General features: G+C 42.8%; 16 protein-coding genes and 1 other RNA gene. 6 read left to right on the plus strand and 11 right to left on the minus strand.

The genetic code is table 11. From position 1 onward, the window contains the following. Window positions 1–7: 7 nt before the first annotated feature. Window positions 8–2,980 carry a TonB-dependent receptor gene (locus tag AV939_RS09665; RefSeq protein WP_061997607.1) on the minus strand — a complete coding sequence of 991 codons (2,973 nt, stop codon included), beginning with the start codon at window positions 2,978–2,980 and terminating at the stop codon, window positions 8–10. A 327-nt stretch (window positions 2,981–3,307) separates the two neighbouring features. After that, complete coding sequence (locus AV939_RS09670) at window positions 3,308–4,396, minus strand: tryptophan 2,3-dioxygenase family protein (protein ID WP_057793219.1); 1,089 nt, start codon at window positions 4,394–4,396, stop codon at window positions 3,308–3,310. A gap of 158 nt (window positions 4,397–4,554) precedes the next feature. Here AV939_RS09670 and AV939_RS09675 point away from each other — a divergent pair, with 158 nt between their 5' ends. Then, complete coding sequence (locus AV939_RS09675; protein WP_057793221.1) at window positions 4,555–4,842, plus strand: late competence development ComFB family protein; 288 nt, start codon at window positions 4,555–4,557, stop codon at window positions 4,840–4,842. Window positions 4,843–4,913: 71 nt separating this feature from the next. On the opposite strand, the gene ffs is transcribed toward AV939_RS09675, so the two are convergent. Both ffs and AV939_RS09685 read right to left on the minus strand, forming a co-directional pair. Beyond that, an RNA gene (gene ffs, locus AV939_RS09680) (signal recognition particle sRNA small type) lies at window positions 4,914–5,010 on the minus strand. A gap of 85 nt (window positions 5,011–5,095) precedes the next feature. After that, window positions 5,096–6,154, minus strand: coding sequence for a Glu/Leu/Phe/Val dehydrogenase dimerization domain-containing protein (locus AV939_RS09685; RefSeq protein WP_057796294.1), 1,059 nt, complete (start codon window positions 6,152–6,154; stop codon window positions 5,096–5,098). A gap of 194 nt (window positions 6,155–6,348) precedes the next feature. Here AV939_RS09685 and AV939_RS09690 point away from each other — a divergent pair, with 194 nt between their 5' ends. Further along, a complete protein-coding gene (locus AV939_RS09690) occupies window positions 6,349–6,816 on the plus strand; it encodes an Lrp/AsnC family transcriptional regulator (protein WP_013785046.1) in 468 nt (155 codons plus the stop codon). A 55-nt stretch (window positions 6,817–6,871) separates the two neighbouring features. Here AV939_RS09690 and maiA read toward each other — a convergent pair whose 3' ends face one another. From maiA to pspA, 7 genes are all read right to left on the minus strand, one after another. Further along, window positions 6,872–7,528, minus strand: coding sequence for a maleylacetoacetate isomerase (gene maiA / locus AV939_RS09695; protein ID WP_057793223.1), 657 nt, complete (start codon window positions 7,526–7,528; stop codon window positions 6,872–6,874). 105 nt (window positions 7,529–7,633) lie between these two features. Further along, the gene (locus AV939_RS09700) at window positions 7,634–8,644 is read right to left on the minus strand and encodes a fumarylacetoacetate hydrolase family protein (protein WP_057793225.1); all 1,011 of its coding nucleotides are present in this window, start codon (window positions 8,642–8,644) and stop codon (window positions 7,634–7,636) included. A gap of 207 nt (window positions 8,645–8,851) precedes the next feature. Continuing rightward, window positions 8,852–10,408 carry a transcriptional regulator TyrR gene (gene tyrR, locus AV939_RS09705; protein ID WP_057793227.1) on the minus strand — a complete coding sequence of 519 codons (1,557 nt, stop codon included), beginning with the start codon at window positions 10,406–10,408 and terminating at the stop codon, window positions 8,852–8,854. 180 nt (window positions 10,409–10,588) lie between these two features. Beyond that, window positions 10,589–11,392, minus strand: coding sequence for a phenylalanine 4-monooxygenase (gene phhA / locus AV939_RS09710; RefSeq protein ID WP_057796296.1), 804 nt, complete (start codon window positions 11,390–11,392; stop codon window positions 10,589–10,591). Window positions 11,393–11,612: 220 nt separating this feature from the next. Next, a complete protein-coding gene (gene pspC, locus AV939_RS09715; protein WP_057793229.1) occupies window positions 11,613–12,065 on the minus strand; it encodes an envelope stress response membrane protein PspC in 453 nt (150 codons plus the stop codon). Further along, window positions 12,062–12,301, minus strand: a complete 240-nt coding sequence (pspB, locus tag AV939_RS09720) for an envelope stress response membrane protein PspB (protein ID WP_013785052.1) — start codon at window positions 12,299–12,301, stop codon at window positions 12,062–12,064. The genes pspC and pspB overlap by 4 nt, the downstream gene beginning before the upstream one ends. A 113-nt stretch (window positions 12,302–12,414) precedes the next feature. Then, window positions 12,415–13,098 carry a phage shock protein PspA gene (pspA, locus tag AV939_RS09725; RefSeq protein WP_057793231.1) on the minus strand — a complete coding sequence of 228 codons (684 nt, stop codon included), beginning with the start codon at window positions 13,096–13,098 and terminating at the stop codon, window positions 12,415–12,417. Window positions 13,099–13,297: 199 nt separating this feature from the next. Here pspA and pspF point away from each other — a divergent pair, with 199 nt between their 5' ends. The 4 genes from pspF to AV939_RS09745 are packed head-to-tail and all read left to right on the plus strand — an operon-like array spanning window position 13,298 to window position 18,002. Further along, window positions 13,298–14,467 carry a phage shock protein operon transcriptional activator gene (gene pspF, locus AV939_RS09730; protein WP_057793232.1) on the plus strand — a complete coding sequence of 390 codons (1,170 nt, stop codon included), beginning with the start codon at window positions 13,298–13,300 and terminating at the stop codon, window positions 14,465–14,467. A gap of 4 nt (window positions 14,468–14,471) precedes the next feature. After that, window positions 14,472–16,094 (plus strand): ABC transporter substrate-binding protein, encoded by a 1,623-nt coding sequence (locus tag AV939_RS09735; protein ID WP_057793234.1) that lies wholly within the window; start codon window positions 14,472–14,474, stop codon window positions 16,092–16,094. Further along, window positions 16,091–17,122, plus strand: a complete 1,032-nt coding sequence (locus AV939_RS09740; RefSeq protein ID WP_057793236.1) for an ABC transporter permease — start codon at window positions 16,091–16,093, stop codon at window positions 17,120–17,122. The genes AV939_RS09735 and AV939_RS09740 overlap by 4 nt, the downstream gene beginning before the upstream one ends. After that, entirely contained in the window at window positions 17,109–18,002 is an 894-nt protein-coding gene (locus tag AV939_RS09745; RefSeq protein WP_013785057.1) for an ABC transporter permease subunit, read from the plus strand. The genes AV939_RS09740 and AV939_RS09745 overlap by 14 nt, the downstream gene beginning before the upstream one ends. The last annotated feature ends 1 nt before the right edge of the window (window position 18,003 follow it).

An 18,003-nucleotide genomic window follows, 5' to 3' on the forward strand; every position in this document is an offset into this window, starting at 1 on the left:
TCAATTATTAAAATGTAACTTCAACACTGAAACGCACGTAACGTGGCGTTTGGAAAGAAGTTGGTAGGCCATAACTAGGGTTAGATTCACCGCGAGCAATATAGCCAAATGGAGCAAATTGTTCTCCGTCCTCATATCCTGATAGTCGTTCATTAACTTCATTCAATTGTGTTGCTTCATCATTATTGAACACATTGAAGATATCAGCACGAAGAGCAATATCAGCTTCTTCAAGTTCTATCAAATATTTAGCGCTTAAATCAAGGTTCCAAACATTTGGTGTTCTACCTTGAGAGCCACGAGGAGCAATCTCACCTTCATAAACGAATGATTCTGCATCATATAGAGACGCAAATACATCAGTTGGGTGGTAACCAAATGAGCTTAGTGGGCGGCCCGATGTCCAACGGAAATTAGCGCCTAACGAGAAATTTTCTGTTAATTGATACGCACCATTTAATTTAAATGATTGGCGACGATCATTAGGAAGATTACCAGAAGCTCCGTTCGTTAACCCTGGTTGGTCAAAGTTAGTCGTTAATCCAGAATCGTCCTGATCATTGTCTGAACGAACGAAACCTTCATTGTTGCCCCAACTATGGCTCCACGTATAGGTAAAGCTCATCATCCACACGTCATCCCATGCACGGTCGACAGTGAAATCAACAGAAGCATATTGGCGCTCCGCTTCAGGATAACCTAGCATATCTGCAGGAATAGTATATGTTCCAAAAGGAACTGGGCCGTCACCATCTGGATCAGTAGTGATTGTTACATCGTTGCCCGGGTTGGTTAGCACGTAGTAGTGGAAGCCAGAGTCACACATAGTACAAGAGGAACCAAACTCTTGCTCAATAAACTCGTTAAAGCCTGCATCAATTGCAATGTCTTCTAGTGAACTACCAAGGTCACGGTAAGTGGCTTTAACACCAAAGCTCCATGATTCATTAAGTACTTGCTCGTAACCAAGTATGAATTCATCTTGATACATTGGGTCTAAATCGGCATTAACCGTTTCTGTTGTGCTCTTGAGTGTGCCATCAGAGTATACCGTCATGCCACCAACCTCATCACCTAGTACTGGTGTGAAATCAGCGTTAATTGACTCTACTTCATAGTACTGTCGAGTATAAAGTTCATCACCCGCTAAACGGATGTTTGTATTTGTCGCAACTGGAAGGTAGTAACGACCATAGTTAGCAAAAATTTTGCTTTCGCCATCACCTTTAACGTCCCAACTAAGCCCTAGACGAGGAGCCCACTGGTCAGTAACGTCAACAAATTTATCACCTGCTTTGTTGTAGTTTTCAAAGCTCTCATTACGCAAGCCGATACGTGCTGTAATATTATCAGTTACGGTCCAAGTATCTTCGATATAGTACGCGAAGCTTTTCGTTTCAAAATCGCCTTGGTTTATGTAGTACTCTTGACGAACTAAGCAATCTTCGTTTCCTGCTTCATCAAGATTAGCACCACAGTTTTCATAGCGATAGGCTACACCACCGGCTCTTTGAGTATTTTCAGACGCTTCTAGATCTTCGTTATCCACACCAAATTTCAACACGTGGTCAGCATTGACATACCATTCAACATCAAAACGAATAGCTGTACGCTTATCTTCTTGAATAGAAGGTGTAGCTAAACCGTATGCGCCGTATTCGACATTTGTAAATCTGTCGAAAATAACAGGAGCATCACCAAGCGGATTACTTCCATCATTTAAATTACTGTAGCTTGTTTCGTTAATTGAGTATTGGGTGCTAATAGTAATATCATCGGTAATAATACCTGTGTACTGAATACCCCAAGTTTTACCACCTCGCTCTAAGGTATAATTACCTAAAGAGTTTCCTACTTCATCTGAATCAGGGCTGTATAAGAACTTTTCAGATTCAAGCTCTTCGGTATTGTCCCATGCTGTAATTTCTAGGATGTGCTCTGGCGTAATGTACCAGTCGAGCTTTGCACTTAGTAATGTATCGTTACCTTCGCGATCATAAATTACTGCAGTATCACCATAATCTCTTTGACGAAGTTTTTGGTTAATTAAACCGAAAAAGAAAAGCTTATCTTCAACAAGTGCGCCGCTAGCCCACAAGTTTACATTTGTTTCACTGCGCTCATCTTCTTTGAATACTTCATAATAAGCTGTTCCTGCTTCGTCAGCATCAGCCTGGGTTCTATAAAAGACGTCAGGGCTATGTGCTCTTAACGCAGCTGGCTCGTAGTAAGCGCTCGCGCCCCACTTAAATTCGTTGCTACCACTCTTCGTTCTTGCGTTAATAACACCGCCCGTAGAACGGCCATATTCAGCAGAGTAGCCACCTGTCTTCACTTCAAACGATTCATACATTTCAAATGGAAGTTCAGAACCACCAAGACCGTTTCTGAAGTTAGTTACGTTAATACCATTTACGTAATAAACGTTTTCACCTACAGATGAACCACCAAAGGAAGCATAGTTCCCGAAGTCGGAGTCACCAGATACCGTACCTGGCGCTAAAAGCGCGACAGAAGCGATATCACGTGGCACAGGAACTTTTGCAATGAAATCTTGGTCTACATAAAGCTGTGATTCGCTTGAAGTAACATCAATATTCGAAATTGACGTTCCGCTTACTGAAATTCGCTCAATATCCCCAGATTCTAATGCCACATCTAAGTTAGTTCTTCCTGATGGACGCACTGTAAATTGCTTTTCCTGAGCAACTGTAAACCCAGCTTTTTGAGCTGAAAGGCTGTATTGGCCTGGTGGTAACAATGGAAAAGTGAATCGTCCATCTGAATCTGTCACAACACTACGTGTTAGACCTGTTTCAAGGTTGATAATTGTGACTTCAACATCACCAAGTAATTGGTTAGTACTTGCAGAAACAGAGGTACCAACAATAGTACCTTTTGACTCTTGTGCGAATGAAGGTGCAGCAACACCTAAAGACGCTGCTACAGCTAATGCTGTGAGCGTTTTATTATTTATCATGTATTTCCCCGGCTTTATATTCGCCCTTCATCGGTAACCGTAAATTATTGATGAGAGCAGACTTTTAAATTTTATTAAACTAACCATTAAACTATTCTAAACGATTGTTTTTTATACGGATTTTAATAAATATCCGAAAGTATAATTGACATATTCAGAGGGGGTAAATCAAGTGTGAAGTGGATTTTTGTCGACGAGCGACAGTGCAGTGAAGTAGGGAAATTACACGTGAGCTATTGTGTTAATTGGCTTTGCAGGATATTTAAGAAGTTCCTCATTTGCGACGAATTACATTCGTCGCAAATGCAGAAATGTCGCATTTTTCGTCTATTGTAAATAAAACCCTAACCTGCGTTTTACCGATTCAGGCAATTCTGGAAGTGAACTTTTTGGTAAAAGGAACGTAGCCATGTTGAAAAAGTCTAAAAATATCCTGTTTGATTCAGTGGTTTTCTTCAAATAATGATGGCCAGATGACCCTCCAGTTCCTATTTTAGTACCCAGCATTCGTTGCACCATCATGGCATGGCGATAACGCCACAACGTTAATTGCTCATCTATTTCTGTTAGCGCAGTAATAAGTTGGAACGGCAGATTAAAAACAGGCTCTTCTGAATACTGCTTTATAAATAAAGCCGACAACAATGCTTCATGAGACAAGCGGAATTTCCCCTGATTAAGAAGATCTTCATACGTTTCATGGTTAAATAGCCCATCAAAGTTTTCTCTGGTCGATTGCCAGTCTTTAAGCTCCTGTCGACGCTCTACCTCAGACAGAAACGCATTTCTTTCTATGGTTTCTTTGTCATCGTTTAGCATTTCATCTGTTGCTTTTCGGTAGTAATCCCAAAAGTGGAAATCCTCGGTTTTAAGTAATGGCATACGTGCCAACCACTTATCCACTAACTCGAACAAGCTTGGCTTTTCTTCTAAGGCTTCCAGTAGACTGCGATCATCATCACTTAAACGGTTATAAAAGCTTTGTTTATCGAAATCGATACGATATTCCCTTTTAAGGCCCAACGAAATTTCAAGCTGCTTGAATTGAATACTTTGAAAGCCTGAAGCGGGAACCAAATAGTCTCTAAAGGAAAGAAACTGTTGAGGGGTCATGGTTTCCATGATGCCAATTTGGTCGTTCATCAGCTTTTGAATTTGAATAACGCGATGCAGCCTATGTACCACCGAAGTGAGTTGCTGATCTTTTACTGCAGCTTGGTTAAATGTATCGATAACCGCATTGAGTTCGTGCAAGAGTTGCTTAAACCATAGTTCATACACTTGGTGCACTACGATAAATAGCATTTCTTCATGGGCAGGTTCGCCGTACTTAGTACTTTGAAGCTTTTGTGCGCCAAGTATTTTATCTAATGCTAGGTAATCACCGTAATAGCAGGGTTCTATATTTTTTTTCATGCCGATTGTTCTTATCGTCGTTATGCACAGAAGGAAATTCTAACACCGCTAACTCGACATCGACAAAATACAGGCTATAAATTATCTAGGGGCGTTATTAAAAATATACACACCCATAAAAAATAACATCGCGTTAAAATTTAAATTAGGGCACAAATATGAAGCTTGATGATGACATTCATAATTATTACGAACATCTTGTACTGCAACGTGTAACAGAGCTTGGACTCGACAATACTAAGAGTCCTGATTATTTAGCTGACTTATGCTGCTTGGCACTTAACCAAGTCCCTCCACGCTACATTCGCTACGAAGTCGATATGGCTTTTTACCTTCCCCAAAGTGAACGAAACCAAATGGAAATGAATGTTACTTACGCTATCGATAATGCGATGAAGTATTTAAACGACACAGATAAAACATCGGTAAGCGAGAAAGCAGAGTAATGCCAAACACAGTTTTATAAGTTAAAAACACAGATGTGAAAGTAAAATATGGGGGAGTAAATTGGGTGGCGGGCTCCCAGCCACATCCCGGCACATGAGTCGTCTGCTGCGGCTGCTCCCTTCCAGGCCTGACCGAGTTCACAGAGTATCATTGCGGGAGGACCAAAAGCCCACCATAGAAAGCGAATAAAATACTAACAGGCGTCAGCAGTCTTAAGCGCGGGGCGCATTATGACTACTTGCCCGATAAGTTTCAACCCTTTAACGAAAATCTCTCTTCTGCAATGATGTTTGCCACACGATTTGTGGCTGATTTTTCAGCATCAGCACGGGTATAAATCTCTTTTAGCGTAGTGCCAATAGCTTCGATATGCTTGCGCATCGCCGCGTTAGAGCTTTGTTCCATACGCTGATGAAAGATATCGATAATACCGCCTGCGTTAATCACATAGTCAGGTGCATACAAAATGCCACGCTCAACTAACATATCGCCAATTTCTTCACGTGCGAGTTGATTGTTTGCCGCACCAGCAATGACCTTAGCTTTAATCATAGGTAATGTTTGGTCATTAATGGCCGCGCCTAACGCACAAGGTGCTAGCACATCAACGTCTAGACCTAGAATTTCTTCAGGCGCTACTGCTGTAGCACCAAGTTCCGCTACCGCCTTTTCTACACCTTCGGGGAAAATATCTGCCACATAAAGTTTTGCACCCGCTGCGTGAAGGTGTGACGCTAGTCGATAACCGACATGCCCCATACCTTGAATTGCTACGCTTACGCCCTCTAAGCTGCGATTCAACCCGTGCTCTACGCTGGCCTTTAAGCCAACAAACACACCATAAGCGGTAGATGGTGCTGGATTACCGTCTGGCTGCTCGTCAGCGTAGTGATATTGCGCATTTACCCCAGCAATGTAGTCAGACTGAGTCGCCATGGTTTGTAAATCGGTAACTGAAATGCCCGAGTCTTCTGCGGTAAAATATTTGCCGCCTAATGAATCGACAAATCTCCCCATAGCTTCCATCATTGCCGGCGTTTTTTGTTTGCGAGGATCGCCAATAATCACCGACTTACCACCACCTAATGCAATATTGGCCATGGCGGCTTTGTAAGTCATTCCCTTAGAAAGGCGGAGTACGTCGGTTAATGCTTCTGCACTACTTACATAGGGCCACATTCTACAACCACCCAATGCAGGGCCTAGGTTTGTATTGTGAATGGCAATAATGGCACTTAAGCCTGCTTCTTTATCGTGATAAAAAGCGACATGCTCGTGATTATCAAACTCTATGTGATCGAAAACCGACATACTTTCCCTATTAATAATGTGATGGATTTTGCCCAAGTTTAGCCCAACCATCAGAGGACACGCCTTGCTAAGTTATTGACCGACTCTCGTAAAGTGAAATACACAAAGTATGAATACTATTTTTCTAGGATATCTATCCTAGAATTTATTTTTCTATATAATAAACATCATAAAAACGACGGAAGCTGCGTTCAATGAAATTAGATAAATTCGATCGTGAGATTTTGCGAGTACTTCAACAAGATGCCACTGTCTCTATGGCTGAGTTAAGTCAGAAGGTGGGGCTTTCCCATACCCCATGTTGGAGACGGGTAAAACGGATGGAAGCCGATGGCATTATCATCGGTAAAGTTACCTTATTAAACAGTAAAAAGTTGAACCTTGGGGTGTCGGTTTTTATTTATGTCACCCTTAAAAATCATGATGGTGACTCCCTTACCGATTTTGAAAATGCAGTACAAAGCATTGATGAAATTGTAGAGTGCCACACCACCAGCGGTGAGAAAGACTATTTGCTTAAAGTGATTGTGGAAAGTATTGAAGAATATGAGTTTTTACTAAAAACGAAACTGACTCATCTTCCTTTGGTAGATCATGTCAGCTCCACCTTCGCGTTAAAACAAGTGAAGAACACCACAGAACTGCCAATCAAACGACAGTAGGTTTCATTGAAACCTACGCCCTGCTGATTATCAACTGCCCTTCTTTCTCGCTTTATTAAAGCACGCTATCAATTTGGTTCTCAGGCAGGGCTTTTTCAAAAGCCGGTAGTGCATTGCAGTTATCTGTTATTTTTTGAATAAGTGGATATCGTGTCATATCCACATCAAAGCGATGCGCGTTATACACTTGTGGAACCAAACACAAATCAGCCATGGTCACATCAAAGTCAAAGCAATACTTACCTGCTTGGGTTTGTAATCGCTTTTCAATAGCATCGAAACTCAGCGTTATCCAATGTGCTGCCCATCTATTCACACTATCTTGTTCGGCACTATATTCACTTTTAAGTTGATTGAGTACCCGTAAGTTACTTAAAGGTTGGGTGTCACAGGCAATATCTTGAGCCAGCGCCCTTACTCTTGCCCGCTCTGTCTTGTGTGATGGTATTAACTGATATGGAGAGGGAAAACGTTCATCTAAGTATTCGATAATGGCTAAAGATTGATTAAGAATAATATCTTCATCGTCGTCAACCAAAGTGGGCACTAGCTGAGCGGGGTTTAGCTGCTTATAGGGTGCACTGTGCTGCTGGCCACCTTCATTAACTAGGTGCACTGGCACATATTGGTACTCTACACCTTTTAAATTAAGTGCAATTCTTACTCTGTAAGACGCCGTTGAGCGCCAATAACCATATAAAGTTAAACTCATAACTAACCGCCGCCTAACGTGTGTGTTGTGATACTTATTATAATCATAGCGTAATTTGTAAAGGGCAAGTGCATGCCCCTACTCATTAGCTTAGCTTTCATGGGTTCAGCTTAAGGGCTTAACCTGCTGGTCAATGGCACCGAAAATACTTTGTCCGTTACTATCAAACATTTCTATTCTAATTCGATCGCCAAATTGCATAAAAGGTGTAGAAGGCTTACCGTCTCTGATGGTTTCAATCATGCGCACTTCAGCAATACACGAGTAGCCAAGACCACCTTCAGCGATGGCTGAGCCATGGTCGGTACCTTGTTTATTCGATACGGTACCGGAACCAATAATGGTGCCAGCGCCTAAATTACGGCTCTTAGCAGCATGTGACACCAGCTTTGCAAAGCTAAATGTCATGTCTTCGCCTGCTTGTGGTTTACCAAACAACTCACCGTTGTAGGTGGAACGAAGGGGTAAATGCACTTTTTCTTGGTCCCACGCATCACCGAGTTCATCAGGCGTTACCGCCACCGGCGAAAAGCTAGAGGCCGGTTTCGACTGGAAGAACCCAAACCCTTTCGCCAACTCGCCTGGAATTAATCCTCTTAGCGATACATCATTTACAAGCATCACTAATCTAATTCGCTCTGCCGCTTGTGCATCAGTACAAGCCATAGGAACATCGTCGGTGACAACCGCGACCTCACCTTCAAAATCAATACCCCACTCATCGCTAGGCAAAATAATGTCGTCTCGGGGGCCTATAAAGTCGTCAGATCCCCCTTGATACATGAGTGGGTCATTCCAGAAACTTTCAGGAATTTCAGCACCTCGCGCTTTTCTTACTAGCTCAACGTGGTTCACATACGCACTGCCATCAGCCCACTGGTAAGCTCGCGGCAAAGGCGATTCGCAGCGGGTTGCATCAAACTCGATACTCTCTACTACACCCTTGTTGAGCTGTTCGTAGCGCATCTGCAACTGCGGAGCAGTAACCTGCCAGCTATCCAGTGCTTGTTGCATAGTGTGAGCAATATCTTCTACTGAACAGGTACGCGTTAAATCTTTAGATACCAACATTAAACGGCCGTCTCGGCTATCGTTCTTATAAGTAGCTAGTTTCATAAATTGGATCCTTACTGTGATCAGCGCTTTTGCGTATGTAACATTTATTATTCTTTATGCATCACCCGCATCAAGATGAAAAGTCGGGAGCACACGACAATAATTTTCACTGTAAGCTTGGTTGTACAAAAAAAGGCGGCACTTCCTATTGAAGTACCGCCCTCATTGGTTAAGCAAGGCAACGTAAATTTAACGAAACAGTGAAACCTACATTTTTATTGATGCTTTATTTATACCGTACTCACGTAATTTATTCGCAATCGCGGTATGACTTAATCCCAGCTTTCTCGCTAATTGACGCGTACTGGGGTAGAAAGGATAAAGCCGCTTCAGTAAGTCTTTTTCAAATTTTTTCACTTCATCGTCTAACGTACCTTCGAAGTTTTCATCGATAAAGGTCACACTAGGGGCACAACTCGGAAGCTGAATATCTTCCTTGGTTATTTCCTTGCCATCTAGCAAAGACAAAGCTCTGAACAGTGCATTTTGAAGCTGACGGACATTGCCAGGCCATGGGTATTGCTGCAAGAAATCAACGCAGGACTTACTCAATTTAGCCGGTCTACGGCCAAGCTTTGTACTATGCTGGGCAATAAAGGATTCTGCTAGAGGAACAATATCGTGACGGCGTTCTTTTAACGATGGCATTACCAAGCTCAATACATTTAAGCGGTAGTATAATTCTTTACGAAAACGCCCTTCTTCTACTAGTTGCCCTAGGTCGCGACAAGTAGTGCAAATAAATCGAACATCTACCGTAACAGGTTCCGCATCGCCTACTCGTCTAAACTCACCATCTTCCAATACCCGTAGCAGTTTAGCTTGTAGCTGAGAACTCATGTCTGCAATTTCATCAAGTAGCAGCGTGCCGCCTCTCGCTTGTTCTAGCAGCCCTTCTTTAGCATTAGGTTGATTGAAAGCACCTTGTGCGTACCCAAATAATTCGGTTTCCGCCACGCTGTCAGGTAGTGATGCACAATTTAGCGCTAAAAAAGCCCCCTCACTGCGGCGACTAGATTGATGACAAGCGCGGGCAATCATTTCTTTACCCGTGCCTGTTTCACCGAAAATAAGAACCGGAGCATCAAGATCAGCAATACGTTTTGCTTCACTCACTACGCGTTTCATGGCCTGAGATTCCACTACGAATCTATCAAAACTGTCAGTGGGCGATTGATGAAACACACTAAACTGTTGGCCTAAGCGCATTTCAGATTTTAAAATGACCACCGCGCCGGCCATAATAATGTTGTTGTCACCGTCAGGTACTGTGATGGGTAACATGTCAGCTACATAATCTTGTTGGATAAACTTTACTTTAGAAGACTGAGCTCGAGGCAGCTTGCCATCCATCCAGCGAGTGAAGTTAAAGCCTTTAACTACTTCCCCTATTTCTACGCCTTCAACGTCGTGGGCACTTTGTTCTAACCCAGAGGTTACTGCTTCGTTGCACAATAAGATTTGTCCACGTGCATCAATGGAAAACACCGGATCAGGAAGCGTGCGCAGTATGGCAGAAAGCTGGGTTTTCTCTCTTTCACTTGGCATAAAATGCGTAGTTTTTACGTCAGAAATGCCGTCGATGCGACGAATTTTCGGCATTAAATGCTGGAAGTCTGCAAATTCAATATTGGGAAAATTAAGAAAAATCTTACCTGTCTCATCAATCTCAATACCTCTTAGATCGATTTCATGGGTAACGAGGATATCCAACACATCTTGAGTAATCCCCAATCTGTCCTGACAACTGATTTCTAATCGCATGGGTGTGACTTCACATCTCTTGTAAACTTATATGTACACAATATCACACTTTTACAAAAAGATAACAAGTTAATTTTGCCAAATTATCACCTTGAAAGACTGGTTTTTAAAGCGGTTCCACGCAGCGCAAGGTGTGAATACGTTTCCCCCGACCATGCAGCGCTGTAACAAAATGTTAACTTAAGCCTGCTTTTTGGCGTCGAATAAGGCCGGATATAGCCCGAGCCCTTTCGCTTTATTCACTAGGCTCATGATATCCATATCAGCCAACTCGAACAGATAATCGAAGTCTGGAAGTACATAATACAAGGGCTGCATGATATCAATTCTGTATGGAGTTCGTAGCGCATCTGTCGCTGTAAGCGGTTTTCTAATTGCCTCGTGGCTGTCTAATGCATAAAGCGTTTCACCCGGGGAAGACAATATACCACCGCCATAAATTTCCAGCTTTTCTGGATTCGCTTGACTTCGAACTAGCCCAAACTCAACCGTGAACCAATAAAGTCGTGCTAGATAGATTCGGTCTTCTTTGCTCGCCGCTAAACCGAGTTTTCCGTAGGTATGAGTGAAGTGCGCAAAGGCTGGGTTCGTAAGCAAAGGACAATGACCGAAAACCTCATGAAAAATATCCGGCTCTTGAAGATAATCAAATTCATCTTTCGAGCGAATGAAGGTTGCAACAGGGAATTGCTTGTTGGCTAGTAATCTAAAAAATTCACCAAAGTTGATGAGTGCGGGAACCTCGGCGGTTTTCCAGCCGGTTTGCGCTAACAATACTTTATCGATATCTGGTAGCTGAGGAATGCGATCATCAGGCAGTGCCAGTAACGACAACCCATCCATATATTGTGCGCAGGCCCGGGTTTTCAATAACGGAAGTTGCCTCGCGTATAACGCTGCCCAAATTTGATTTTCTTCTTCTGACCAGTTTATCACGCCTTTACTGTCCGAGGCTTTTGATTGGTAAACGCTAGATTTTGCCATAACTACTTTCGACATATTCAGTGACTGACTTCTGCCAAATAGTCTAATGAAAAGCGCGCTAACAGGAAGTGTTCACCCGTTCTTGCAGAATAGGCATGCCGTAACAAATAATTTACAAAAACACATAACACAATGCTTTACATACAAAAAACCGCTCTTAAAAAAGAGCGGCTTGCTTTTATCGGGGTGTCGCTAGCAAATGTGTTTTGACGATACTTACCTACAATCTACTGATTTCTCGGTTAAGTTCAAATTCCCTTGAGGTCACATACGTTTCCATCTTACGTAGTCGTATTTCCGATTTTTGAAAGCGATTACGAATATCGTGAAATGCCTGTTTAGGTGGCTCACCAGCCTGCCAAACTTTTGTTTTCACTTCCACTTTGTGACTCTCTTTATTGGCTGCCACGTTTGCATTTTTCCAACCCTTACCGCGGCTTTGATGCACAGTGGTTTGCTCTTCTGAAACATCACCTAAAGGCTTTTTATCTAAGATAAACCAGCCAGCGATGTAAGCAACAAACATGAATGGACCTGCAAGTAAGAAGAAGCCTGTCACCGCTAGAATTCGCACTAACCATGTCTCTAAACCAAAGTAGTGCGCTATTCCTGAACATACACCCGCTATTCTTGCGTTGTCTGTATCACGGTATAACTGCTTGCCGTTTCTCATGCGCGATTCCTCCACTCTGGGGCTTCGCTGTCTAAAATAGCCTCTAAGGTTTGAATTCTGTCACTCATTTTTTCAGCTTGTTCCGCTAGTGATTGTAGTGAAGCTTGTTCTTCAACACTCAAACCTTGATTAACTTGTTTTTTGCTTCGGTAATGTAAAATCAACCAAATCGGCGCCACAAAAATCATAAAGATGACTAAGGGCATTACCAACATTGCAATGATACCTTCATCCATTGTAAATACCTCCAATAAACCCCGATGAGCCTGCCTAGCCCCCTAACACTAAATACCTAGTGTAATACGCTCAGTGCTATGCGCTTAGAAGCAAGGCAGACTACCTATAATTATTATTCTGATGTTGAAGATGAACTAGTGTTACCTTTCACTCTCGCTTTAAGCGCAGCTAGCTCTTCGTCTATTTTATCGCCCGTTTCTAATTCTGCAAATTCATCATTTAAGGTTTTCTTACCTAGGTCGTAAGCATCTACCTGCGACTCTAAATCATCAATCTTACGCTCGTATTGTTCAAAGCGCCCCATGGCTGAATCTACTTTTGTACTATCTAACGTGCGTTTCACTTCTAAACGTGAACTCGCTGTTTTCTGACGCATAATAATCGTTTTCTGGCGACTCTTCGCATCAGCTAGCTTGTCTTGAAGCTGACCAATTTCATCTTGAAGCTTGCTAATTTGCTGTTCAACAACCGTTAGCTCGTTAGTCAATGTTTCAGCAGCTTCTGCTGATTTCTTTCTTTCTTGCAATGCTGCGCGGGCTAAATCATCGCGGTCTTTGCTTAACGCAAGTTCCGCTTTCGCCTGCCAATCGTTAGCGTCTGCTTCATATTTATTAATTTGGCTTACAATTTCCTTTTTGTTCGCCAACGTTTTAGCCGATGCCGAGCGCACCTCTACTAATGTGTCTTCCATTTCTTGAATAATCAACCGGACCATTTTCTCCGGATCTTCCGCTTTATCTAAAAGCGCATTAATATTCGAATTCACAATGTCAGTGAAACGCGAGAAGATACCCATAATAATTACCTCATAGTCGAAAACTGGTTGTACCAAGTTAAACTTGTAATAAGACTATTCAATATGCTTGCCAGTTTTTTAAAATACCCTAACTTGATAATTTTAAAAGATATTCGTTTAGTTTAAATAATGCTCGAACAACAAGTTTTTTTACTCTACACTATTAATTGGTCGAAATGACTAATATTTGAGGGATTTAATGAGTAGGTATCGTCAGCAGGATAATTTGCTAGGCCAAGCGAATAGTTTTTTAGAAGTGCTAGAACAAATTTCACAAATAGCACCACTGGATAAACCCGTATTGGTTATTGGTGAGCGCGGAACCGGTAAAGAGCTTATAGCAGCACGTTTACATTTTCTGTCTAAGCGCTGGGATCAAAATTACGTTAAGCTCAATTGTGCCGCACTAAACGAAAGCTTATTGGAAAGTGAGCTATTTGGCTACGAAGCTGGTGCATTTACAGGCGCAGCAAAACGCCGAGAAGGACGTTTTGAGATTGCCCACAATGGCACCTTGTTTCTTGATGAGCTGGCGAACACGTCTGGTTTAATCCAGGAAAAGTTATTACGGGTAGTGGAATACGGCGAATTTGAACGTGTGGGCGGTAACAAAACGGTTAAAACCGATGTACGCTTAGTAGCCGCTACAAATGAAGATTTACCTGCCCTGGCTGACGCGGGGGAGTTCCGTGCTGACTTACTCGACAGGCTCGCTTTCGATGTTATTACCATCCCTCCTTTAAGAGAGCGACGTGATGATATCATGATGCTTGCTGAGAACTTTGCCATTAGCATGGCAAGAGAAATGGAAATGGAGCTTTTTAGCGGTTTTACTGAAAAAGCAAAACGCACCTTGCTTGATTACGATTGGCCAGGGAATATTCGAGAGCTTAAAAACGTGGTTGAACGTGCGGTTTATAGAACGAACAATCCACATTTGCCGGTACACGACATTGTTCTCGACCCCTTTGAATCTTTATTCAGACCCACCTCTCGTATTAAAACAAACGACAGAACCTCAAGTACGTCTGAAGCAAAGTCGACTTTGCCATCTAATACACTGCCATCTAATACAGTAGGTGCCAATGTAGAGGGTATAGCTAAAATTAACGCCAACAATAATGAACCTGCTGCGAATTCATCCCCTGCGGTGTTACCCTCGTTAAAACCCGATACGGTAGAATACCCAATTGATTTAAAAGACCGCTCTCAGCAATACGAAATTGACATGATTAAGCAAGCGTTATCCGACAGCCAATTCAATCAGAAAAAGACTGCTGAGAAACTTAGTCTCACTTATCATCAACTTCGAGGTTATCTAAAAAAATACAACCTGTTAGACTCTTCACCTGAATCGATGGAGTGCTAACTGAATGCCTGTGAAACCGCTTTTTTATGCTGCCTTTACTGTTGTTATGGTAATACTGGTAGCGGCCTGTTCAAAACAAGATGAACATGCATTTTATAATAGCGGTTTAGTGTATTGCTCTGAAAGCAACCCAGTTACCTTTAATCCTCAATTAGATACATCTAGCACTACAACCGATGCGTCATCGCATCAATTGTATGACAGATTGTTAGATTTCGATCCTGATTCTGGCCGTATTATACCTAGCGTGGCCAGTAGCTGGTTAGTATCTGATGACGGCTTAACCTACACTTTTCAACTCAGAAAAGACGTAGAGTTTCATACCACCAGCTATTTCACGCCCAGCAGAAATTTTAATGCCGATGATGTCATTTTTAGTATTGATAGATGGCGACTTACCTCGCACCCTTACCATTACGTGTCTGGCGGGCGTTACCCGTATTTTGAAAGTTTGGGGCTGGCACAAAATATTGCTTCAGTTGAGCGATTAAACGGATACCGAGTAGAGATAAATTTAAAACGTCGAGACAGTTCTTTTTTAGCTAATTTAGCTACTGACTTTTCGGTGATGTTGTCGCAAGAGTACGGTGAAGCATTGTTAGAACAAGGCTTGCCCAATCGAATTGACCAATACCCTATTGGTACAGGCCCATTTAAATTCGAAAACTACCGTAAAGATCACTACATTCGTTACCAACGTCACCAAACGTATTGGGGTGAGCAAGATAATGCTGAACGCTTAATTTATGACATCACACCAAAGAGTTCATTGCGGCTGGCTAAGTTAATGACCGGTGAGTGTGACGCTACAGCTTTTCCTGCCCAAACAGAATTGGAAATTATCCGTTCCCGTGACGACTTATTACTGGCTGAAAAGCCAGGGTTGAATGTAGGTTTTTGGGCATTTAATACCCAGCGCCCTCCCTTTGACAATCCGGATGTTAGGCGCGCATTAGCCGCGGCTATCGATAAAAACACCTTGTTAGAAGCGGTATATTTCGACAGTGCTACCCGCGCTAAAACATTACTACCCGCCGCTAGTTGGGCCTTTCAAAACGATGCAGATGATACAGCTTACAATCCTGTGTTAGCGAGAAAGCTACTTGAAAATGCAGGCGTGGAGCCTGGGTTCACCATGACCATATGGGCTATGCCCATTGAACGCGCTTATAATCCTAATGCAGCTAAGATGGCAGAGCTTATTCAACGATATTTACGTGAGGTGGGTGTTACCGCCACTATTGTTAGTTACGACTGGGCAACGTTTAGACGTCACTTGCAAGAAGGCCTACACGACTCTGTATTAATAGGCTGGTCTGCCGATAATGGCGACCCTGATAACTTTTATCGACCATTACTTAGTTGTGGCGCCATTCCCTCTGGTACTAATCGCGCTATGTGGTGTGACAGCGATTATGACGAACTTTTAGATAAAGCCTTGCAGACAGAAGACCTTGAGGCCAGGCGCTTAATCTATCAGCAAGTCAATAGACTGCTTTACGAACGATTGCCGTTGGTGCCTATTGCCCACGCTTATCGTTATCAAGCCTATAGAAATGAGCTTGAGGGCATGACCATTAACCCCTTTGGCGGCGTTAGATTTGGCGGAGTAGGTAAATCACTGTGATTCAAATATTATCTCGATACGGTGTGTTATTTATTTTAACCCTTTTAGTATTGACCGCCATGTCATTCTCGCTGGTGTATCTGTTTCCCGGTGATGTATTAGAAAACCTTACCGGCATTGTGCCGCAGAATGAGATTCAGCGTGAGGCGCTTATGCGCCAATTTCGCCTAGACCAACCCTATATAGTACAGTTTTTTTACTATTTATCGTCGTTACTACAAGGAGATTGGGGTTACAGCCTAGCGTCAGGATTGCCCCTTCGAGAAGAAATTGGCATCGCTATGCCCGCTACTATCGAGCTAAGCACTTATGCAATGCTGATGGCGCTTTTCATAGGCATCCCGTTGGGATATTACGCTGGGCTGAAAAGTTACTCTACTACCGACCACACCATTAATGCTTTAAGCATAACCACCTACTCATTCCCTGTTTTTTGGTTAGCACTCATTTTAATCCTGTTTTTTAGCTTACACCTTGATATCGCGCCTTTGTCGGGTCGGATTAGTTTATTGTTCGATATTGAACCGGTTACCGGCTTTGTGCTTATTGATATTATGCTGGCAGAGGGTATTGACCATGGACTGGCCTACCGTGATGCCATTTCACATCTTGCATTGCCTACACTGGCAATTGGGGCAATTACAACCGCTTCAATGGTGCGTATTACCCGCCGTTCGGTTATTGATGTTATTCACCGCCCATATATTGTGGCCGCGCGCTCTAGAGGTGTGTCTGAATGGCAGATTTTCTTTAGGCATGTATTACGTAATGCGTTGCTGCCTATTTTGCCCTTAATGGCAATCCAAATTACCACGCTCATCACCAATGCCATGATAGTAGAAACCTTATTTTCATGGCCAGGGATTGGTAGCTGGTTAATTCAAGCAATTTATCAACGAGACTTCCCTGCGCTTCGAGTAGGAATGTTGGCGGTATCAACGCTCGTTATTACGTTAACTATTATGGTCGATTTGTTTAACCGCATTATCGATCCTAGCCGAGAAAAGTACGAACGTGCCACAGTTTAGTTTATACGAAGAGGAGTTTCATCCGTCTCCCTGGCAACGCACTTGGGCAGCTTTCCGTGGCAGTCACATTGCAATTGTTGGTCTTATTTTGCTTGGCTTCTTTATCATTTTTTCGCTGTTCGCACCGGTGGTGTCGCCCTACAACCCTGCAGAACAGAATATAGACGCGTTACTTATTCCCCCAAGTTGGGAAAGTAGTGGCTCAATAACCCATTTATTTGGCACCGACCCTCTCGGACGAGATGTTTTCTCTCGTATTATTTACGGCTGCCGCACTACATTAGGTTCGGGATTTCTTATGGTGGTGCTAGCCATGTTGATTGGCGTAAGCATTGGTACATTTGCAGGCATGTTGCGGGGCGTGCGTTCAAGTATAGTGAATCACTTGCTAGATGCCTTAATGGCTATTCCAACCCTGCTAATCGCTATTATTATCGTGGCTATTCTCGGAACTGGGTTGGTGAATAGCATGTGGGCGATTACTCTAGCGCTCATTCCACAATTTGTTCACCGTACACGCACCTTTGTGCGAGCTGAAATGAAAAAAGAATATATTATGGCGTCGAAATTAGATGGCGCAAATAGATGGCAACTGTTCGTGCATTCTATTCTTCCTAACATGACAGAAATGCTTGTGGTACAAGGCACTGTGGCACTGTCGATTGCGGTGATTGATGTGTCTGCATTAGGCTTTTTAAATTTAGGTGCACAATCACCACTCGCCGAGCTTGGGGCTATTTTGGGCGATGGTCTTGATGTGGCCTACCTTGCACCTTGGAATGTAGCATTGCCTGGCATTGCCATTTTCTTATTGGTGTTGTCGATAAATATTGTGGGGGACGGTCTACGTTCTGCACTCAGAAAAAGAGTGAGCCACTAAT

It is taken from the genome of Alteromonas sp. Mac1, assembly GCF_001562125.1.
GTDB lineage: Bacteria > Pseudomonadota > Gammaproteobacteria > Enterobacterales > Alteromonadaceae > Alteromonas > Alteromonas stellipolaris.

Excerpts from the sequence above, each read along its gene's own strand:
- AV939_RS09735 (WP_057793234.1), top strand. The coding sequence starts at position 14,472 with ATGCCTGTGAAACCGCTTTTTTATGCTGCCTTTACTGTTGTTATGGTA.
- pspB (WP_013785052.1), bottom strand. The coding sequence starts at position 12,301 with ATGGATGAAGGTATCATTGCAATGTTGGTAATGCCCTTAGTCATCTTT.
- AV939_RS09700 (WP_057793225.1), bottom strand. The coding sequence starts at position 8,644 with ATGAAACTAGCTACTTATAAGAACGATAGCCGAGACGGCCGTTTAATG.
- pspF (WP_057793232.1), top strand. The coding sequence starts at position 13,298 with ATGAGTAGGTATCGTCAGCAGGATAATTTGCTAGGCCAAGCGAATAGT.
- pspC (WP_057793229.1), bottom strand. The coding sequence starts at position 12,065 with ATGAGAAACGGCAAGCAGTTATACCGTGATACAGACAACGCAAGAATA.
- AV939_RS09690 (WP_013785046.1), top strand. The coding sequence starts at position 6,349 with ATGAAATTAGATAAATTCGATCGTGAGATTTTGCGAGTACTTCAACAA.
- AV939_RS09670 (WP_057793219.1), bottom strand. The coding sequence starts at position 4,396 with ATGAAAAAAAATATAGAACCCTGCTATTACGGTGATTACCTAGCATTA.
- pspA (WP_057793231.1), bottom strand. The coding sequence starts at position 13,098 with ATGGGTATCTTCTCGCGTTTCACTGACATTGTGAATTCGAATATTAAT.
- AV939_RS09665 (WP_061997607.1), bottom strand. The coding sequence starts at position 2,980 with ATGATAAATAATAAAACGCTCACAGCATTAGCTGTAGCAGCGTCTTTA.
- maiA (WP_057793223.1), bottom strand. The coding sequence starts at position 7,528 with ATGAGTTTAACTTTATATGGTTATTGGCGCTCAACGGCGTCTTACAGA.
- AV939_RS09685 (WP_057796294.1), bottom strand. The coding sequence starts at position 6,154 with ATGTCGGTTTTCGATCACATAGAGTTTGATAATCACGAGCATGTCGCT.
- phhA (WP_057796296.1), bottom strand. The coding sequence starts at position 11,392 with ATGGCAAAATCTAGCGTTTACCAATCAAAAGCCTCGGACAGTAAAGGC.
- tyrR (WP_057793227.1), bottom strand. The coding sequence starts at position 10,408 with ATGCGATTAGAAATCAGTTGTCAGGACAGATTGGGGATTACTCAAGAT.
- AV939_RS09675 (WP_057793221.1), top strand. The coding sequence starts at position 4,555 with ATGAAGCTTGATGATGACATTCATAATTATTACGAACATCTTGTACTG.